At 64.3% G+C, this 18,234-nt stretch carries 14 protein-coding genes and 1 pseudogene; 12 read left to right on the top strand and 3 right to left on the bottom strand.

Annotation, left to right across the window (positions count from 1 at the left end; translation table 11 throughout):
* The first annotated feature begins 86 nt into the window (after nucleotides 1-86).
* From ACR9ZH_RS06255 to ACR9ZH_RS06290, 8 genes and pseudogenes are all read left to right on the top strand, one after another.
* Nucleotides 87-527, top strand: coding sequence for an SRPBCC family protein (locus ACR9ZH_RS06255; RefSeq protein ID WP_481289900.1), 441 nt, complete (start codon nucleotides 87-89; stop codon nucleotides 525-527).
* 154 nt (nucleotides 528-681) lie between these two features.
* The gene (locus ACR9ZH_RS06260; RefSeq protein ID WP_481289901.1) at nucleotides 682-2,001 is read left to right on the top strand and encodes an ABC transporter permease; all 1,320 of its coding nucleotides are present in this window, start codon (nucleotides 682-684) and stop codon (nucleotides 1,999-2,001) included.
* 10 nt (nucleotides 2,002-2,011) lie between these two features.
* Nucleotides 2,012-3,223 carry an ABC transporter permease gene (locus ACR9ZH_RS06265; RefSeq protein WP_481289923.1) on the top strand — a complete coding sequence of 404 codons (1,212 nt, stop codon included), beginning with the start codon at nucleotides 2,012-2,014 and terminating at the stop codon, nucleotides 3,221-3,223.
* Between the two features lie 169 nt (nucleotides 3,224-3,392).
* Complete coding sequence (locus tag ACR9ZH_RS06270) at nucleotides 3,393-4,751, top strand: TolC family outer membrane protein (RefSeq protein ID WP_481289902.1); 1,359 nt, start codon at nucleotides 3,393-3,395, stop codon at nucleotides 4,749-4,751.
* Between the two features lie 29 nt (nucleotides 4,752-4,780).
* Complete coding sequence (locus ACR9ZH_RS06275) at nucleotides 4,781-5,545, top strand: nuclear transport factor 2 family protein (protein WP_481289903.1); 765 nt, start codon at nucleotides 4,781-4,783, stop codon at nucleotides 5,543-5,545.
* Nucleotides 5,546-6,209: 664 nt separating this feature from the next.
* Nucleotides 6,210-6,725: pseudogene (locus ACR9ZH_RS06280) on the top strand (ESPR-type extended signal peptide-containing protein); the annotation flags it as partial.
* Between the two features lie 219 nt (nucleotides 6,726-6,944).
* Entirely contained in the window at nucleotides 6,945-11,381 is a 4,437-nt protein-coding gene (locus ACR9ZH_RS06285; RefSeq protein ID WP_481289924.1) for a YadA-like family protein, read from the top strand.
* An 11-nt stretch (nucleotides 11,382-11,392) separates the two neighbouring features.
* Nucleotides 11,393-12,235, top strand: a complete 843-nt coding sequence (locus ACR9ZH_RS06290; protein WP_481289904.1) for an outer membrane protein assembly factor BamE — start codon at nucleotides 11,393-11,395, stop codon at nucleotides 12,233-12,235.
* 59 nt (nucleotides 12,236-12,294) lie between these two features.
* On the opposite strand, the gene ACR9ZH_RS06295 is transcribed toward ACR9ZH_RS06290, so the two are convergent.
* The 3 genes from ACR9ZH_RS06295 to ACR9ZH_RS06305 all read right to left on the bottom strand — a co-directional run bounded on the left by ACR9ZH_RS06295 (nucleotide 12,295) and on the right by ACR9ZH_RS06305 (nucleotide 14,957).
* Nucleotides 12,295-13,110 carry a hypothetical protein gene (locus tag ACR9ZH_RS06295; protein ID WP_481289905.1) on the bottom strand — a complete coding sequence of 272 codons (816 nt, stop codon included), beginning with the start codon at nucleotides 13,108-13,110 and terminating at the stop codon, nucleotides 12,295-12,297.
* Nucleotides 13,111-13,333: 223 nt separating this feature from the next.
* Nucleotides 13,334-14,134 carry a hypothetical protein gene (locus ACR9ZH_RS06300; protein ID WP_481289906.1) on the bottom strand — a complete coding sequence of 267 codons (801 nt, stop codon included), beginning with the start codon at nucleotides 14,132-14,134 and terminating at the stop codon, nucleotides 13,334-13,336.
* A gap of 205 nt (nucleotides 14,135-14,339) precedes the next feature.
* A complete protein-coding gene (locus ACR9ZH_RS06305) occupies nucleotides 14,340-14,957 on the bottom strand; it encodes a CGNR zinc finger domain-containing protein (protein ID WP_481289907.1) in 618 nt (205 codons plus the stop codon).
* A 170-nt stretch (nucleotides 14,958-15,127) separates the two neighbouring features.
* Between ACR9ZH_RS06305 and ACR9ZH_RS06310 the strand changes: the two genes are divergently transcribed.
* From ACR9ZH_RS06310 to ACR9ZH_RS06325, 4 genes are read left to right on the top strand one after another with little or no spacing between them, the layout of a single operon-like run.
* Entirely contained in the window at nucleotides 15,128-15,820 is a 693-nt protein-coding gene (locus ACR9ZH_RS06310; protein WP_481289908.1) for an alpha/beta fold hydrolase, read from the top strand.
* A gap of 34 nt (nucleotides 15,821-15,854) precedes the next feature.
* On the top strand, nucleotides 15,855-16,460 hold the full coding sequence (locus ACR9ZH_RS06315; RefSeq protein ID WP_481289909.1) for a TMEM175 family protein: 606 nt from the start codon (nucleotides 15,855-15,857) through the stop codon (nucleotides 16,458-16,460).
* Between the two features lie 30 nt (nucleotides 16,461-16,490).
* Nucleotides 16,491-17,342 (top strand): alpha/beta fold hydrolase, encoded by an 852-nt coding sequence (locus ACR9ZH_RS06320; protein ID WP_481289910.1) that lies wholly within the window; start codon nucleotides 16,491-16,493, stop codon nucleotides 17,340-17,342.
* A 23-nt stretch (nucleotides 17,343-17,365) separates the two neighbouring features.
* Nucleotides 17,366-18,136, top strand: coding sequence for an SDR family oxidoreductase (locus tag ACR9ZH_RS06325; RefSeq protein ID WP_481289911.1), 771 nt, complete (start codon nucleotides 17,366-17,368; stop codon nucleotides 18,134-18,136).
* The last annotated feature ends 98 nt before the right edge of the window (nucleotides 18,137-18,234 follow it).

The following is an 18,234-nucleotide window of genomic DNA, read 5'->3' on the forward strand; positions in this document are numbered from 1 at the left end:
CACGCGACCAGGGATGTCGAATTCGGCCGTGGCCGTTCGACGGAGTGATAGAGGGCCGTCCTCTACCATCACAACGAGGTGAAACCATGGGTACCGTCAATCTGCACCGCGTCCTGCGCACCAGCCCCGAGCGCCTGTTCAAGGCCTTCACCGATCCCGACGCCATGGCCAAGTGGCTGCCGCCGTACGGGTTTACCTGCAAGGTCCACCAGATGGACGCGAAGGTCGGCGGGACCTTCAAGATGTCCTTCGCCAACTTCACCACGGGCAACGGCCATGCCTTCGGCGGCAAGTACCTCGAGGTGGAGCCTGGAAAGCGCCTGCGCTATACCGACGTCTTCGACGATCCCAACCTCCCCGGCGAGATGGTGACCACCGTGACGATGACCGCCGTCAGCGTCGGGACGGAGTTGAAGGTCACGCAGGAAGGCATTCCGGACGCCATCCCCACGGAAGCCTGCTACCTGGGTTGGCAGGAATCGCTGATGCAGCTGGCGACCCTGGTGGAGCCGAATATCCCGGATTGAAGCGCGCTGACCCCGGCCATGTGCCAGAAGTTGGCCGATAGCCGGGCGCAGGGGCTGGCCAATGGCACATATAGGAGCCGGGCCAAGCGGATACCTTGTCACGAGACGATGCGGACCCCGGTCCGCATCGCTCTTCCAGGACGAGGAGGTGCGCATGTTCGGCTATTACGTGGAACTGGCGCTGCGCAACATGAGGCGCAACAAGACGCTTACCGCGCTCATGGTGCTGGCGATCGCCGTGGGCATCGGCGCGAGCATGACGACACTGACGGTCATGCACCTGCTGGCGGACGATCCGCTCCCCGGTCGCAGCCAGCACCTCTACTACGCGCAGGTGGACGTCAGTCCGGAGTCCAAGGGCCGCGAGCCGTACGACGTGCTCGATTACCAGACCGCGAGCGATCTGTGGGGCTCGCATCGTGCGGACAGGCAGGCGCTCATCGTCAACAGCCCGGTCAAGCTGGAAGCACCGGAATCCAGGCTGCCGCCGTTGATGCTGCCGATGCTCTCCACGACGTCGGACTTTTTTGCCATGTTCGACGTGCCGTTTCGCTACGGCAGAGGCTGGAGCGCGGATGACGACAGCGCGCGCGCACGCGTCGCGGTGATTTCCTCGGACCTCAACCAGAAGCTGTTCGGCGGGGAGAACAGCGTGGGCCGCACGTTGCGCCTGCGGGGTAAGGACGTCCGCATCGTCGGGGTGCTGGCGTCCTGGCGGCCATCGCCGCTGTTTTACGACGTGAAGGCCGGCCGGTTTGCGAACGGCGACACGGCGGATTTCTACAGCAAGCCGGAGGACGTGATCACGCCGCTGAACACGGCGCTGGAGATCAACGACGGGAATTTCCAGCAGTTCACCTGCTGGGCCATGCCGGCGACGCCCGGGCACCTGCAGAATTCGCCATGCGTATGGGTAGCACTCTGGGTGCAGCTCGGCGACGCCACCAAGGTCGCGGCCTATCGCCGCTACCTGGACGATTACGCCGCGGAGCAGAAGGCACTCGGACGCTTCGCGGTGGCGAACAACAACCGCTTGCGCTCGTTGATGGCATGGCTCGACTTCAATGGCGTCGTTCCCAACGACGTGAAGCTCCAGACCATGCTGGCGTTTGCCTTTCTCGTCATCTGCCTGTGCAACGTGGTAGGGCTGCTGCTGGCGAAGTTCCTCCGGCGCGGCGGAGAGATCGGCCTGCGACGTGCATTGGGCGCGACGCGCAAGACGGTGTTTGCCCAGTACCTGGTCGAAGCGGGTGTCATCGGTGTCGTGGGCGGCATCGGCGGTCTCCTGCTGACCTTGCTCGGTCTCGCGCTCGTCCGCAGGCAACCCGTGCCCTATGCGGACTTCATCCACCTCGACCTCTCCATGTTCCTGGTGACCTTCGCACTCTCCGTCAGCGTGAGCCTCATCGCCGGCCTTCTGCCCGCCATGCGGGCGAGCCTCGTCGAACCCGCGCTGCAACTGAAGGTGATCTGAGATGAGCACGATGCAGATCCAGCCCATCCTCGCCGCGCTGCGCAAACACCGCATCGCCACCGTCCTCATCGCCCTGGAAATCGCCCTGGCCTGTGCCGTGATGTGCAATGCCTGCTTCCTGATCATGCAGCGCGTACAGGCGATGCACGTGGTCAGTGGGGTCGACGAGAATGCCTTGGGCACGATCAAGCTCGACGGCTTCGATCCGCAACAGGCCGCCGATCTGAACGCGCGGGTGTTGTCGGCGCTTCGCGGCGTTGCCGGCGTAAAGACGGCCACCGTCGTCAATACCACGCCCTTCAGCGAGCACGCCGGGCGTGCAGGTGTGTACCTGGACGCGGACAAGGCCCAGTTCGGGGGCGTGGTGGAGTTCTACCTTGGCAGTCCCGGCACGCCCGAGGCCTTTGGCATGCGCCTGGTTTCCGGGCGCATGCCTGCCCGGAACGAATACACGCCCGTCGAAACCTTCGTACCCAGGAATCCGCCGGTCCTGGTCACGCGCGTCCTGGCGGAGCATTTCTGGCCCGGCGAGAACCCGCTCGGCAAGACCTTCTGGAGCGGGGAGACCTTCCGTGTGATCGGGGTGCTGGATCACCTGGCCGTCCCGGAACCGGGCGGCGGCGAGGCGAAAGATCCGGACTGGTCGGTGTACGTACCGGCGCTTCCCGGCCCTCAATTCGCGGGCAGGTACCTGATCCGCGCCGCCCCGGCCGACCTGCCGGGCGTCATGCACCGCGCGAGGGAAGCCCTGCAGAAAGCCGCGCCCGAAGCGGTGATGGATCTGGCGCAGAGCCAGACCATCGGCGATCTGCGCAGCAAGTACTTCCTCAGTTCGCGGGTCATGGCGGGGCTGCTGCTCGGCGTGGTCATGGCGTTGCTGGGCACGACGGCGCTCGGCATCGTCGGCCTGGCGAGCTTCTGGGTCGCGCAGCGCCGCAAGCAGATCGGCGTGCGCCGTGCGCTCGGCGCCACGAGCGGCGACATCCTCCGTTACTTCCAGATCGAGAATTTCCTGATCGTCAGCATCGGCATCGTGCTCGGCATGGCCCTGGCTTACGGCATCAACATGGCCCTGATGAAGGTCTATGAGTTGCCGCGCCTGCCTGTCTGGTACCTGCCGGTGGGCGCCGCCGCGCTGTGGATCCTCGGCCAGCTTGCGGTGCTGGCGCCGGCACTACGTGCCGCGTCGGTGCCCCCGGTGGCCGCCATGCGCTCCGCGTAGCGGTGACCGAGGTGTCCGGGCGCACCGTCCGCGGACAGCTTGGTCCGGCCACGGGTAACGCCGCAGGATCTGGCAAGTGTCCGTGCCGTTGAGGAAAGACGCGACCACGGAAGCGCGGCACGCTTCTTGCTGAAACGCCCCCATCAACACCTTACGCATAGGGGCGAACATGCAGAAGCGGAAGCTATCGACTTGCCTGGCGGTGCTGCTGGCGATGGCCGGCGGCGTGCCGGCCACGGCCGGTGCCGAGGATCTCCTGGATATCTACCGCGAGGCGGTGGCCAACGATCCCGTGCTAGCTACGGCGGATGCGCAGCGGCTGGTCGTGGCCGAAGGCGTGCCCCAGGCACGCGCCGCGCTGCTGCCCCAACTGAATGCCGGCCTCAGCCTCCAGCAGTTCCATCCCGGCTATTCCGGCGTGATCAACGACGGCAACGGAAACGCGGAGCCCACCAACAGCGGCCATAGCCGCCAGCGCGACCTTTCCCTGACCCTCGACCAGACGGTGCTCGACCTGTCGAAGTTCGCTCGCGAGCGGCAGGCGAAGCTCACGGCCGACGCGCAGAACGCCAGATATGAAGGCGAGCTGCAGGACCTCTTCGTCCGCAGTACCACGGCATACTTCAACGTGCTCGTCGCGCAGGACCAGGTCGACGTTTTCAAGTCGTACGAAGACGCCTTCAAACAGTCATACGACCAGGCGACGACGCTGTTCGGCCAGGGGCTCGCACCGCAGGCAGACCTCACCCAGTCGCAGGCTTACTACCTGTACATCAAGTCGTCGCGCGTCGATGCGGAAACCGCGTTGAAAGATGCGCGCCGCGCACTCCAGCAGCTGACCGGCAAGGAGCCTGGAACGCTGAAGCCCCTGCGCGATGACATTCCCTTGGAAAAGCCGACGCCTAACGACGCGAACGCCTGGGTTGAACAGGCCATGCGCCAGAGCCCCGCCGTACTCGCGGCCACCCACCTCGTTCGCGCCGACGAGCACTCGATCAACGCGGCCAGGGCAGGCCACCTGCCCAGGCTCGACCTGGCGGTGAGTTACGACAAGGCGGGTTCATGGTCGAATCGCCTTCCCGGTACCGCAAGCTATGGCACGGGCACCACGACCGTGGGCCTCGTGCTGTCGGTGCCGCTGTTCAGTGGCGGCCTGACGCAGTCACAGGTGCGCCAGGCCATCCATCAGCGCGACGCCGACCAGGGCGACCTGGAATCGGTGCGCCGCCAGACCGCCCGGGACACGTACAACTATTTCAACCTCGTCGAGGCCGGTATCGGCCAGGTCACCGACTCCCGCAACGCGGTCGATGCCGCGAAGAAGGCCCTGGCATCGATGCGCGCCGGTTACGACATCGGCACGCAAAGCCTCACCAACGTCGTGGTCGCCATCCAGACACTGGCCGAAATCCGCAGCCAGTACACGGCGTTGCGCCACCAGTTGATCCTCAACAAGCTGCTGCTCAAGCGCACCGCGGGTGCTGCCACGCTGAAGGATCTGGAGGACATCAACCGGTTGCTTCAGTAAGCTGGGCGCAACGAAGCGCGGAGCGGAACATGACACGCACGACATCCGTCGTCTCTTCGGTCCTCCTCCTGTCTGCCCTGTCGTCGCCCGTGCGCGCCGCGGACGACGAAGCGCAGGTACGCGCTGCCGCTGCCAGATTCTGGCAGGCATACAACGCCTGCGACATGAAGACGATGGCCGACCTGATCACGCCGGAGGTCGAGTTCTATCACGACAAGGGCGGCCTCACGTCGTCCCGCCAAGGCTTGATCGATTCGCTGCGGAAAGGCCCTTGTGGCGATCCGAAGATGCACCTGCGCCGCGAAGCCGTCGAAGGAAGCGTCAAGTTCCACCCGATGAAAGGCGGCTACGGCATCATGTCCGGACGCCATCTCTTCTACGTCTCCCGCGACGGCCAGCCCGAGCACCTCGACGGCCAGGCGGACTTCACCACGCTGTGGAAGTACGACGAAGGCCAATGGCGGATGCACCGCGTGCTCAGCTACGACCACGGACCCGTGGCATACGTACCGCCACCAAGGAAATTCAAGCTGCCGACGGCGGCGCTAGATGCCTTCGCAGGGCATTACCGCTCGGAACACGTAGGCGACATCACCGTTGTTGTCGATGGCGATCACCTCAGACTGACGGCGGGAAGCCTCGTCGTGACGCTTTATCCCGAATCGGCGACGCGCTTTTTTGCGATGGAGCGCGACCTGCGCTTTGACTTCGAGAAGGATAAGGACGGCAGGGCTGGCGCCCTCGCCGTGCTCGAAGATGGCCGCGTCAGCGAGCGTGCCAAGCGAATTCCGTAGCGTTTTCTTCTCTTCCTTCGTCATGGCTGGCATGACGATCTTCAGATTCTGGCCGTGCAATAAGTCTTTTGTAAGACATTTGAAGATCGCGTGCTGAGCCCCGAATGCGAACCGTTTTTGTTTGTCACACAAATGCTTGCTTTTGCAGGAAACGCACACAAAGTTCGTGACACACATCACGAAAACAAAAGTTCTGCCTTAATATTTCAGCGGTGCTTAAGCTATAACTGCCAGGTGCCGAAAAAGCACGGCTTCGTCGAATCGATAAAGCAACGGACACGCTGGCAGGGGAGCGGCAGGCGCAATGGACACGTATCCACCCGGGCGGCCGTACCGGCCGAAAGCGAAGCGACTCAACAACTTGAGCCAGACGCACGCCGAGCATCGATGTCGCGGCCTGATTGCCTGCGGCATGGCGATGCTGCATCCACCGCCCACGCGCGGGGATGGCTGATCCACTGATTCTCCCTATACCGCTGTCATCTGACGTGCGCGGCTGAGGCCGCACACGCAGAGGCCGCGGCCGCTACACCCGGGAAGAACCGCTACGCGATAGCGCGGGAGCGCGGCGCAGTCTTGCGCCGTGCGACGGGCACGCATGCGCGCGCGGTCCACTCTCCGGCTGATTCCTCCCGTGCATCTCCCCACGCAACAGGAAAACGCTATGAACAAGATCTACAGCAAGGTGTGGAACCGCGCACTCAACCAGCTGGTGGTCGCATCGGAACTGGCCAGCAGCCACTCGAGCGGTACGACGGCCAGTCGGCCACCGCGTAAAAGGTTATCGCAACGCCTCGGCATCGCTGTCGTCGGGGCATCTGCGGTAATCGGAGGTCTTGCATGGACGACGCTGGCACAAGCGCAGATCAGCTGCGCAAATCCGCCCTATAACGTCTACTCCGGCTCGGCTATGTGTGCGGGCTTTATGGCCTTGGCCGATACCGGCGGCGCGACCGCGATCGGGTATGCAGCTCACAGCGCTGCGTTGAACGCCGTCAGTGTTGGTTTCCAGGCCTATGCACCGGGTGTCAACTCGATCTATATGGGGCCGCGTACAGCTCCCGGCACTGGCGCATTCGGCGAATCATCAATCAGTATCGGAACCGATGTTACCTCGAGCGGTAGGGGCGCCATCGCTATGGGCGTGGGAAGCAGCGCTTCGGGCGAGACCGCTCTTGCCATTGGCTTGAAGTCAGCAGTCGACGCGGCTTCGGCTAACAGTGTGGTATTAGGCAGCTCGTCCAAGGCTGTTGGTGCACAGAATTCGGTCGCGATCGGCACCTCGGCTCAGGTAAATAGCGGTCAAGGCACGGCGATCGGCGGATTTACCAATGCCACGGGTGAAGCAGCATTGGCAGCGGGGCTGTCCTCCCAGAGCTTGGCCACCCATGCGACGGCCATGGGTTGGCAGGCCTATGCAACGGCGCTCAATGCGGTCTATCTGGGCGCCCGCACGGCAGGTACGGGAGCAGCAGCCGAGTCGGCCATCGCTATCGGCACCGATGTGAGTTCGTCCGGCGTGCGCGCCATCGGCATCGGCCTACAAGCGAATGTTTCGCAAGAAAGTGCGATCGCGATCGGCACCATGACGACATCCAGCGCCCTGTACGCCATCGCCCTGGGGAACCAAGCACAGGCGACGGGGCAGTATTCCGTCGCCGTCAGTGACGGTGCGCACGCGTTCGGCAGCGGCTCCGTCGCACTCGGCGGTGGCGCTATTTCCACGAACATCAACACGGTAGCGCTAGGTGTTCAATCCAACGCTGTTGGCGCTGGCGCGTCGGCGCTCGGCACGTTCGCACAGGCCACCGGGGGCAACTCGACCGCGCTGGGTGTGAGCAGTACGGCGTCGGGTAACACGTCATTGGCGGGCGGCTGGTCGTCGAAAGCCACCCAAGTCAGTGCAATCGCATTCGGTAATTCGAGTACCGCTTCCGGCGCGAGTTCGATCGCCATGGGCACGACGGCGACGGCCGATGCGGCGGAAGCCGTTGCGATTGGGGCAGCTTCCCATGCGGGTGGCGGCAAAGCCGTGGCCATAGGCTCGGGGAACAGCGCTTTTGGCAATGGTGCCGTGGCCATCGGCGATCCGAGCTACGCCAGCGGTACCGGCGCCTTCACCGGCGGTGCGAACAACATCGCCAACAGCGACGGCACGGCTAGTGCTACAGCCACGAACATGGCGAATGGCGCGGTGGCGATCGGTAACGCCAACAAGGCCATCGGCCAAGGCAGTGTCGCCCTGGGCAACGGCTCCACTGCCGGCGCCGCCGGCATGGCAGGCAATGTCGCCATCGGCGATGGCGCCACCGCTGCGACCAAAGCGGGTGACGTCGCCATTGGCTCGGGTAGCACTACATCCGCGACGACGCCTGTGGCCGGCACGACGATTGGCGGCACGCCCTATGTTTTCGCCGGCGCGACGCCCAGCAGTGCCTTCTCCGTGGGAGCCGCAGGCGCGGAAAGGCAGGTCCAGAATGTCGCTGCGGGCCGGATCGACGGATCGTCGACAGACGCCATCAACGGGTCGCAGTTGTTTGCCACCAACCAGGCCGTCAACGGGTTGAACACGAGCGTCACCAACCTCGGCAACACGGTGACGAACCTCGGCAACACGATCGCCACGACGATCGGCGGCGGTACGACGTACGATCCGAGCACCGGCAACATCAACACCAGCATCACCTACGGTGGCAATACGTACGGCTCGCTGCAGCAGATTTTCAACCAGATCAACGGCGACGTCGCTACCGCAGCCGTGCATTATTTCAGCGTCAACGACAACGGCACGCAGGGCGCCAACTACGCCAACGACGGTGCAACCGGCATCAATGCGCTGGCCGCCGGCGTGGGGGCCACGGCGACCGCGGACAATGCGACGTCACTCGGCCAGGGCACGAGCGCGTCGATCGTGGGCAGCGTGGCGCTCGGCGCCGGCGCGGTGGCCGATCGGGCCATTGCGCCGACGTCGGGCACGATCACCGTGGGGACCAACACCATCCCGTACAACACCACCGACAAGACCCTGCTCGGCAGTGTCTCGCTGGGCGATGCCAACAACTACCGCCAGGTCACGAATGTGGCGGACGGCACGGAAGACCAGGACGCGGTGACGCTGCGCCAGTTGAAGGGGGCGATGAGCTCCTTCTCGGTGACGCCGATCAAGTACTTCCACGCCAACTCCATCGCCAGCGATTCGGCCGCGGTCGGTGCCGAATCGGTGGCCATCGGTCCGCTGACCACGGTGAATGGCGACAACGGCATCGGCATGGGTAATGGGGCGATCGTGCAGCAGACGGCGCCAGGCGGCATCGCCATCGGCCAGAACACCGCCGTGGCACTGGCCGACGGCGTCGCGCTAGGCACCAACGCCTCGTCCGGCGCCATCCAGTCCATGGCCCTGGGTGCGGGCTCGACGGCCGACTTCGTCGGCAGCGTGGCGCTGGGTTCGGGTTCGGTCACGGCCGATAGGGTGGCCACCACCGGTACGACCATCAACGGCACCGCCTACACCTTCGCCGGTACGACGCCGGGTTCGACGGTGAGCGTCGGCGCGCCCGGCGCGGAGCGCACGATCACCAACGTGGCGGCCGGGCGGATCAGCGGTAGCAGCACGGACGCCATCAACGGTTCTCAGCTGTTCGCCACCAACCAGGCCATCGGCACGGTGGGCACCAGCGTCACCAACCTCGGCAACGTCGTGACGACCCTGGGCGACTCCATCGCCAATAGCTACGGCGGCGGCACCACCTACGACCCGGTGACGGGCACGGTGAACACCAGCATCACCTACGGTGGCAACACCTACAACTCGCTGCAGCAGGTGTTCGACCAGGTCAACACCGGCGGCATCAAGTACTTCCACGCCAACTCCAACCTCGCCGATTCCCTGCCCAACGGGTTGAACAGCGTGGCCATCGGTCCGGTCTCCACCGCCAATACCGAGAACGCGGTATCGATCGGCAACGGCGCCACGGCCGGCGCCAACGTAGGCGACGTGGCACTGGGTGCGGGCTCGACGACGGCCCCGGTGGTGCAGACCGGTGGGACCACCATCGCCGGTACGACCTATACCTATGCCGGAGGCACGCCCACCAGCACGGTGAGCGTCGGTGCGCCGGGTGCGGAGCGGACCGTCACCAACGTGGCCGCCGGCCGCGTCGACGGTGGCAGCACGGACGCGGTCAACGGCTCGCAGCTGTTCGCCACGAACCAGGCCATCGAATCGCTCAACACCACGGTGATCAACACCGCGACGCATTACTACAGCGTCAACGACAACGGCGTCACCGGCGGCAACTTCGCCAACGACGGCGCCAGCGGCCTTAACTCGATCGCCTCGGGCGTGGGCTCGACCGCGACCGCGGACAACGCCACGGCATTGGGCCAAGGCACCGGCGTGTCGATCGCGGGTGGCGTGGCGCTCGGTTCCGGCTCGGTGTCCGACCGCGCGATCGCACCGGCCTCGGGCACGATCACGGTGGGCACCAACACCATTCCGTACAACACCACCGACCGCGCCCTGGTCGGCGCGGTCTCGGTCGGCAACGCGGTCGACTTCCGCCAGGTCACCAACGTGGCCGACGGCACGGAAGACCAGGACGCGGTGACGCTGCGCCAGTTGAAGGGGGCGATGAGCTCCTTCTCGGTGACGCCGATCAAATACTTCCATGCCAATTCCACCGCCAGCGATTCGGCGGCCATCGGCGCGGAATCGGTGGCCGTCGGTCCGCAGACCACGGTGAACGGCGACAACGGCATCGGCATGGGCAACCACGCGATCGTGCAGCAGACGGCGCCGGGTGGCATCGCGGTGGGCCAGAACACCACGGTGAACCTCGCCGATGGCGTGGCCCTGGGCACCGGCGCCACGGCGAACGCGATCCAGGGCATGGCGCTGGGCGCGGGTTCCGAAGCCGACTACGTCGGCAGCGTCGCCCTGGGCTCCGGCTCGAAGACGGATGCGGCGGTGGGTACGGCCAGCGCCACGCTCGCCGGCACCACCTACGCCTTCGCCGGCACCACGCCGGGCTCCACGGTGAGCGTGGGCGCCGCGGGTGCCGAGCGCACCATCACCAACCTCGCCGCCGGACGCATCAGCGCACTCAGCACGGACGCGATCAACGGCTCCCAGCTGTTCGCCACCAATGCGTCGATCGACGCCCTGTACTCGCAGCTGACCAACCTCAGCAACACGGTCAACAACCTGCCGGCGGGCGGCGGCACCACGATCAACAACACCTTCCAGACCAGCCCCGACAACACCTCCACCGCCACGACGGGTGGGAACAACTCCACCGCCGCAGGCGCAGGCTCGTCGGCCACGGGCGACAGCAGCACCGCCGTCGGTGCCGGCTCGACCGCCAGCGGCGACAACAGCGTCGCAATCGGTGCGGGCTCCGTGGCCAACGGCAACAACACCGTGTCGGTGGGCTCGGCCGGGCATGAGCGTACCGTCACCAATGTGGCGGCCGGTGTGAATCCCACCGACGCGGTGAACGTCGGCCAGCTGGACCAGGCCATCGAAAGCGCGAAGAACTGGTCGAAGGATTACGTCGACCAGCGCTTCCAGACCGTGGACCGCGACCTCAACCGCATCGGCAATCGCGCCAATGCGGGCATCGCTTCGGCGATGGCGATGGCCAGTCTGCCGCAGGCGTACCAGCCGAACCAGAATGCGGCAGCCGTCTCGCTCGGCAGCTACCACGGTGAAACCGGCATCGCCGTCGGCATGTCCACCATCACCGAGAGCGGACGCTACGTGTTCAAACTCAACGCCACGACGAACTCCCGCGGCGACGCGGGTGCGGGCGTCGGCGCGGCCGTGGTGTGGTGAGGAGCGAACCCATGAAAGCCATCAAAGGAAACTATCCCATGCGCGCATCGCTCAAGACCCTCGCCCTGGCTTCGCTCGTCGTGACGCTGGCCGGTTGCGGAAGCTACAGCCGCGACATCGCGAAGGACGGCCGCTCCGCAGGCACACTCCTGTGGCCGGCACTCAGCGAAGTGACGCCGATGCACAAGGGCGGCACCTTCCCGAACCTTGCCAACCTGCGCCAGATGAAACCCGGCCTCGAGAAGCAGCAGGTCTCCGACCTCATCGGCTACCCGCACTTCAGCGAAGGCGTGTGGGGCGTGCACGAGTGGAACTACGTGTTCAATTTCCGCACGCCGGGTACCGACGAGGTGACGGTATGCCAGTACAAGGTGCTGTTCGACGACGACAAGCGGGCACAAAGCTTCTACTGGAAGCCCGAAGCCTGCGCGAAGTTCCTGGACGAGCCGAAACCGCCGGCCGCGCCCGCGGTCGCCGAGCAGATGCCCGATCGGATTACATTATCGGCCGATGCGCTGTTCGCCTTCGACAAGGCCGAACTGACTCCGGAAGGCAAGGCGGCGGTCACCGGCCTGGGCGCGAAGCTGCGAGCCCACATGGACCAGATCCAGAGCATCCGCGTCACAGGCTATACCGATCGCCTCGGCACTCATGCGTATAACCAGCCGTTGTCCGAACGCCGGGCACGCACGGTCATGGATGCCCTGGTGGCCGACGGTGTGCCGCGTACGAAGATACTTGCCGAAGGGCTGGGCGAGAAGGATCCGGTGAAGGATTGTCCGGACGGTGCGCGCGAAGCGTTGGTCGCATGCCTTGCACCGAACCGTCGCGTGGAAGTGCGCGTCGACCAATGATCCACGAAGCGCTCCTGCCCTTCGGGTAGGAGCGCTTGTGCAAGAGCGTCGGCGACGGGTTATTGCACTTTCATAGTGCTATCGACGGGACCGAGCCCGACCGTCGAGCCTGTTACCTCCACTCCATTTTCGATACGAACCGTAACCGGCGGATGTCCCGCACAAGTCAGGATACCGAAAAGGGTGAGCGGTATCAGTCTCATCTTACCGGCCCCCGTGGCGAGATTCCCGTCGAACGCGATCCGATTGAGTGTCAGACTGCCGGTGAACGTACCCGCAGTGAGAAAGCCACATGGCCCATCGCCCAAAGCTATATCGATGGAATCCTTGTGGAAGCTTTGAAAGGTAGCTACTACGGGGACTTCAATACGTTCCCCGGCAAAGTACAGTCCGGTTACCGTCGTATCGCTGCTGCAACCCCGCGCGTCAGTACCGTAGTCATGGCACTCGCCGACCTGGTCCAGGGTATCGTACCTGACGATTCCTCCGAGCAGGCTCACGTTGGTCGACTCGGCAAAACCCTGGCCTTCCGTGACGCTCGCGATAGCTTGGTTAGTCGAGCCTCCGAAGTTGTAAATCTCGATACCTCCAAAAAGGGGGCCCAAAAGCCCTCCGCATTCGGATGCCTGCAGTCTGGGATTAACCTTCGTCTGCTCTCCAGGGGTGAATGCTGTTGCCACGCCGACTTCGCCAAGCTCCGGAATCGTACCAACAGGCGTTAACCCACAACGCAAAAATATTCTCCCCGTAGGCACATCTGTCCTCGTGATCTGAGCAAACGCCAATGAGGAAAACCCTGCGCCGAGAAAAGCAAGAACCAAGGCAACAGAGAAAGCAAAAACACGTCGCATTGGCGACCGGTTCTGTTTATGCATGACCCACCTCCTCCCGCCGGTCGTTGTTACCGGCTCAAATCGAAGTCCCATGCTCGGATGGAAACGAGCGTAATCTTTTGCGCCAGATCGAAATGCGCTCAATCGGAATTGCGCAATGCATCTCCGGCAACGAGCGCGCCTCCCACAAACCAAGCACTGCGACGTTTTAGCGCGTTGGAGTGGTCGGACTGGAACCCGCCGCGCAAGCCTTTTGAGACGTTAATTAGGGCAGCTTTCCGGCCGTGGAGGTGACTGCGCTAATGATCGCGATACTAATGCCAGCGGAAATCAGGCCGTATTCGACGCTGGTTACATCCTTGATATCCACATCAACCATGGCCAAGCCCGTCCCCAAGCACGCTAACCTGCCCTTCAATGCAATCGGGACGAAACTGACGGCGTGGTCGCCGGATGAGTTCACGGCGTCATTGAGAGTCAAGTTACCAGTGAAAAGAGCCACACCAAGGGCGCCGCAGCTGGGCGCGGGTATATAGGCGCCCGCGGTGGTGAAAACGGTGGGCTCGTTGAACGTTCCAGTAATGGGCTGCCCAGCGAACGTGAGCCCTTCTATGGATGTGTTTCCGGTGCATTCAATGGCATCCGTTTCGTTACACGTATCGTCTTCAAGCTTCGAGGAGTAAGTGACCAGGCCGCCAAGAAGGCTGACCAGCTTCGAGTTGCTGATGGCCTCAGCCGAGTCGGCGACTGTCGTGTACGTCGCGATGGCCTCGTCATGGACGTCACCGATGCTGTAGATCTGAATGCCGCTTGGGTGGAGTAACCCGGGACAGGCGTAAAGCGTCTGGCCATGGGCATCCATGACGCTGTCTCCCGACGTGGCGACCGACGCCTCATCGACGTTTCCGAGGGATGTAGCAGGACCGCCATTGCAGGAGAACGAGCCTCGGATGGCATACGCATGGGGACTGAAAGGCACGTCGCCCACGGCGGCCGATGCGGGTGACGCTAAGACCGCGGCGATGCTCGCGGCGACATACGACAGGACAGCAGCGCGACTGAACATGATGCATCTCCCATGGTGCCGGCCACAGGGCAGCCGGATACCCGAGCGTGGCCGACGGCCGCGCTCTTCATGTCTTGGAGTGCCCCTGCGCACGGCTCGAAGCGAGGCATGCCTTCGAATCAGGGAGCGAGCGTAGTCGTTATCGCCTTTCCGCGCTGCACCGATTCGGAGCGGTGCTATGCATGTTCGGCATGCAGGCGAGCGATCAGGTGGCGAGCCGGGTTCTCTGACGATGGGCGGTTTGCTTCGCCCGGTTGCCGCAGGCGGCCATGCTGCACCAGCGGCGCACGTGGCCGCGCGTGTGGTCGGCGAAGAGCAGGGTGCATGTCGGGCCTTCGCAGGCCTTTATGTGCGTGAAGTCCTCTTCGGCGACGAGTCTCGCCATCGCCTCGCCGATCGGCTGCAACAACGACTCCGGCGAACTCCAGCGGCGTGTGCGCACGAACCTTAGACCGCCTGCGTCGTTATCGGCCACTACCTGCGTGTAACCCTCGTCGCGCGCGAGCAGCAGGTTCAGGCGTTCCAGTTCCTTCAGGTCAGCCGCTTCCAGCGCGCGGCCCTTCTTCTCGCGCACGAAGGCCCGGAACCACTCGCGCAAGCTGCGCGCCTGGTCGGCGAGCCGATCGAGTTCGCCGGGCATGGCGCGCTGGCGCACCTCGGCCAGCACGTCCACGGGAACCATGCCTGTCTGCTCAAGCCACGCGAGCAGGCCATCGCCGTCATCGATCCAGTCGACCGCGACGTCCACTGGGGTCGCGACCGAATTCAGAAAGTCGAGACCGGGGGCGTCGGCGATGAGGAGTGCAGGCTGGGGCTGGGACATGGGCACCTCGATATGGTGGCGGAAAAGTAACCGTCTAGAAGCATCTTGACAAGTTACATTGATGCTCATAACCTCCTTATCAACATTAAGATGGTTACCTCGGATATGAAGGTCAGGAGGTGATCGCCAAGTTCCGACTGTCCATCCATGAAGCTGCCCGGAGAGGATCCATGAAAGCAACCGATCTGACCGTCATCCTCGCGCCCGGCGCATGGGCCGACGGCTCCAGTTGGTCCAAGGTCATCCAAAGGCTGATGCAGCGAGGCATCAAGGCGGTTACGCCCCCCCTCCCGTTGATCAGCCTGTCTGAAGATGTGGCGGCGCTCGAACGGACCGTGGAGCGCGTGGAGGGCCCCGTACTCCTGGTCGGCCATGCCTATGCCGGCGCGGTGGTCGGTTCGGTTCGCAGTCCGGACGTGAAGGGACTCGTTTACGTCGCGGCCCTGGCGCCCGACGAAGGAGAAACCGTCGCCGACGTGTTCTATCGCGGCGAACCGCATCCCCAGGCGCCGCACCTCTCGCCGGATGCCCATGGCCTCATCTGGCTGCCGCAGAGCGCCTTCGGGCATGCGTTCGCGCCCAATGCCTCCCGCGACGAACAGGCCGTGCTGGCCGCCGTGCAGCGTCCCATTTCTCCGGCCTGCATCACCGTTCCCGTTGCCCGCCCGCTCTGGAAGGACGTGCCCAGCTGGTACCTCGTCGCCGGGCAGGACCGCATGATCGTGGAAGCCACGCAGCGCTTCATGGCGGAACGCATGAAAGCGACGGTCGTCGCTCATCCCGTCGATCACACACCCAGTGTCACGGCACCCGACGCGGTGGTGGATGTGATCCTTCAAGCCATGCATGGCGTGGCGGGCTGAGCATGTAATGCGGGCCGGAATCGGGAGTCGCGCCATGACAACCCCACGCAGGGTCAGCGCCGATCGGGTCGGCGCATTCTCCGACGCGGTCATCGCCGTGATCATCACCATCATGGTGCTCGAACTGAAGGCGCCCGAAGGCAACACGTTCGCCGAGCTCTTCCGGATCTGGCCGACGGCCCTGGCTTACCTCGTGAGCTTCCTGTTCATCGCGATCATCTGGGCAAACCACCACCACTTGCTTCGGCTGGTGACGCATGTGACGGACCGCCTTATCTGGGTGAATTTCGCCCATTTGTTCGCGATATCGCTGGTGCCGTTCGCGACGTCGTGGATCGCCAACGCACGCGCGGCCTCGGCACCGGTGACGGTCTATGCGGCCATCTTCTTCTGCGTGGATTTCATCTACCGCATTTTCGAGAAGGAAGTCTTCGCCCAGGCCGACGATACGCAGATATCCCCGCGCTCGCGGCGCATGGCGCGGAAGCGCTCGCTGGGCACCCTGCTGATGTTCGCGGCGGCGGCGCTGGTCGCCCTATTCGTGCCGTGGCTGGGACTCGTGCTGATCTTCAGCGCCCTGGCGATGTACCTGCGACCTGAGATCCCGGACGACCTCCTGGACTCCACCCATTCGAACTGAACCTCACCAGGTATCGAGGAGAACCTGATCATGACCGCCATCACTTACCGTAGCGCCGACGTCGACGGCTTCAACGTGTTCTATCGCGAGGCCGGTCCGGTGCATGCGCCGAAGCTGCTCCTGCTGCACGGCTTTCCATCGTCCAGCCACATGTTCCGCGACCTGATCCCGCTGCTCGCCGACCGCTTCCATATCGTCGCGCCCGATCTTCCCGGCTTCGGCCTGTCCGACATGCCGTCTCGGGACAGCTTCACGTACACGTTCGATCACGTGGCCGACGTGATAGACCGATTCACCGAAGTCGTCGGTTTCGACAGGTTCGCCGTCTACGTCTTCGATTACGGCGCGCCGACCGGCTTCCGCCTCGCCGCCCGTCATCCCGAGCGCATCGCGGCCATCATTTCGCAGAATGGCAATGCCTACGAGGAAGGCCTGAGCGAGGGTTGGAATCCGATCAGGGCCTATTGGCAGAACCCGTCGCCGGAGAACCGCGAGGTGCTCCGCGACATGCTCAAGCCCGAGACCACGCGTTGGCAGTACATCCATGGAGCCGACGAATCGAAGGTGAGCCCCGATGGCATCGCCCTCGACAACTACTACCTTGCCCGGCCGGGCGCCGATGAGATCCAGCTGGACCTGTTCGGCGACTATAAAAGCAACGTGGCGATGTATCCCGCCTTCCAGGCGTACTTCCGCCAGCACAAGCCACGCTTCCTCGCTGTCTGGGGCAAGAACGATCCCTTCTTCCTGCCTCCGGGTGCGGAAGCCTTCAAGCGCGACATCCCGGATGCCGAAGTGCACTTCTTTGACACCGGCCACTTCGCCCTCGAAACCCATGCGAGCGAGATCGCCGGGGTTATCCGCGACTTCCTCTCGCGTTAAAACCACCGGTCAGGATTCCAGTCATGTCCAGCAGAGTCGCCATCGTTACCGGTGCCAGCCAAGGCATCGGCCAGGCCACCGCCATCCGTCTTGCCAGGGACCATGAGGCTGTGGTCCTCGTGGCACGCAATCGGGCGAAGCTCGAAGAGACCGCGCGAAGCGTGAGGGAGGCCGGTGCTGAACCGATGGTGGTGGACGTCGATCTCTCGGTCCCGGCGTCGGCGAACGAGGTGGTCGCGAAGACGCTGGCCACGTTCGGCCGGATCGACACCCTGGTCAACATCGCGGGCGCCGTACCGCAGATCGACATCCTCGAGATGACCGACGCGCAGTGGGACGCGGGTATGGCGCTCAAGCTGCACGGTGCACGCCGGCTGACCGTGGAAGCGTGGCCGGCCCTGATGGATGCCAGGGGTTCCGTGGTGTTCATAGCGGGCAATTCGGCGAACGCGCCGAAGGCGGCCTATGCTGCCGTGGCCACGATCAATGCTGCGGTCGTCGCGCTGGCGAAGGCGCTCTCCGATCGCGGTATCGTGGACGGCGTGCAGGTTAACAGCGTCTCGCCGGGCGCAGTGATGACGGGCCGCCGCCGTTCCTACCTGGAACACTGGGCGCCTCTGCATGGCATGACGGTGGAAGAAGCTACGGAGAAGTTTCCGGAGGAAGCCGGCATCACGCGCTATGGCGCGCCGGAAGATATTGCGGAACTGATGGCCTTCGTGGTGTCTCCCGCAGCCCGGTGGATGACGGGTTCAGCGCTGCGCATGGACGGCGGCGAGATCAAGGCCCCCTAGCGGTCGAGAGAATCTCGCGCCATCGTCACGGGATCTTCGCGCCGCGGTGGCGGCCTCAACGGCGATGGTCTACCCTCAAAGGGCTTCTGCCCGCCTGT

This window comes from Luteibacter sp. SVR4-7G (assembly GCF_056755555.1).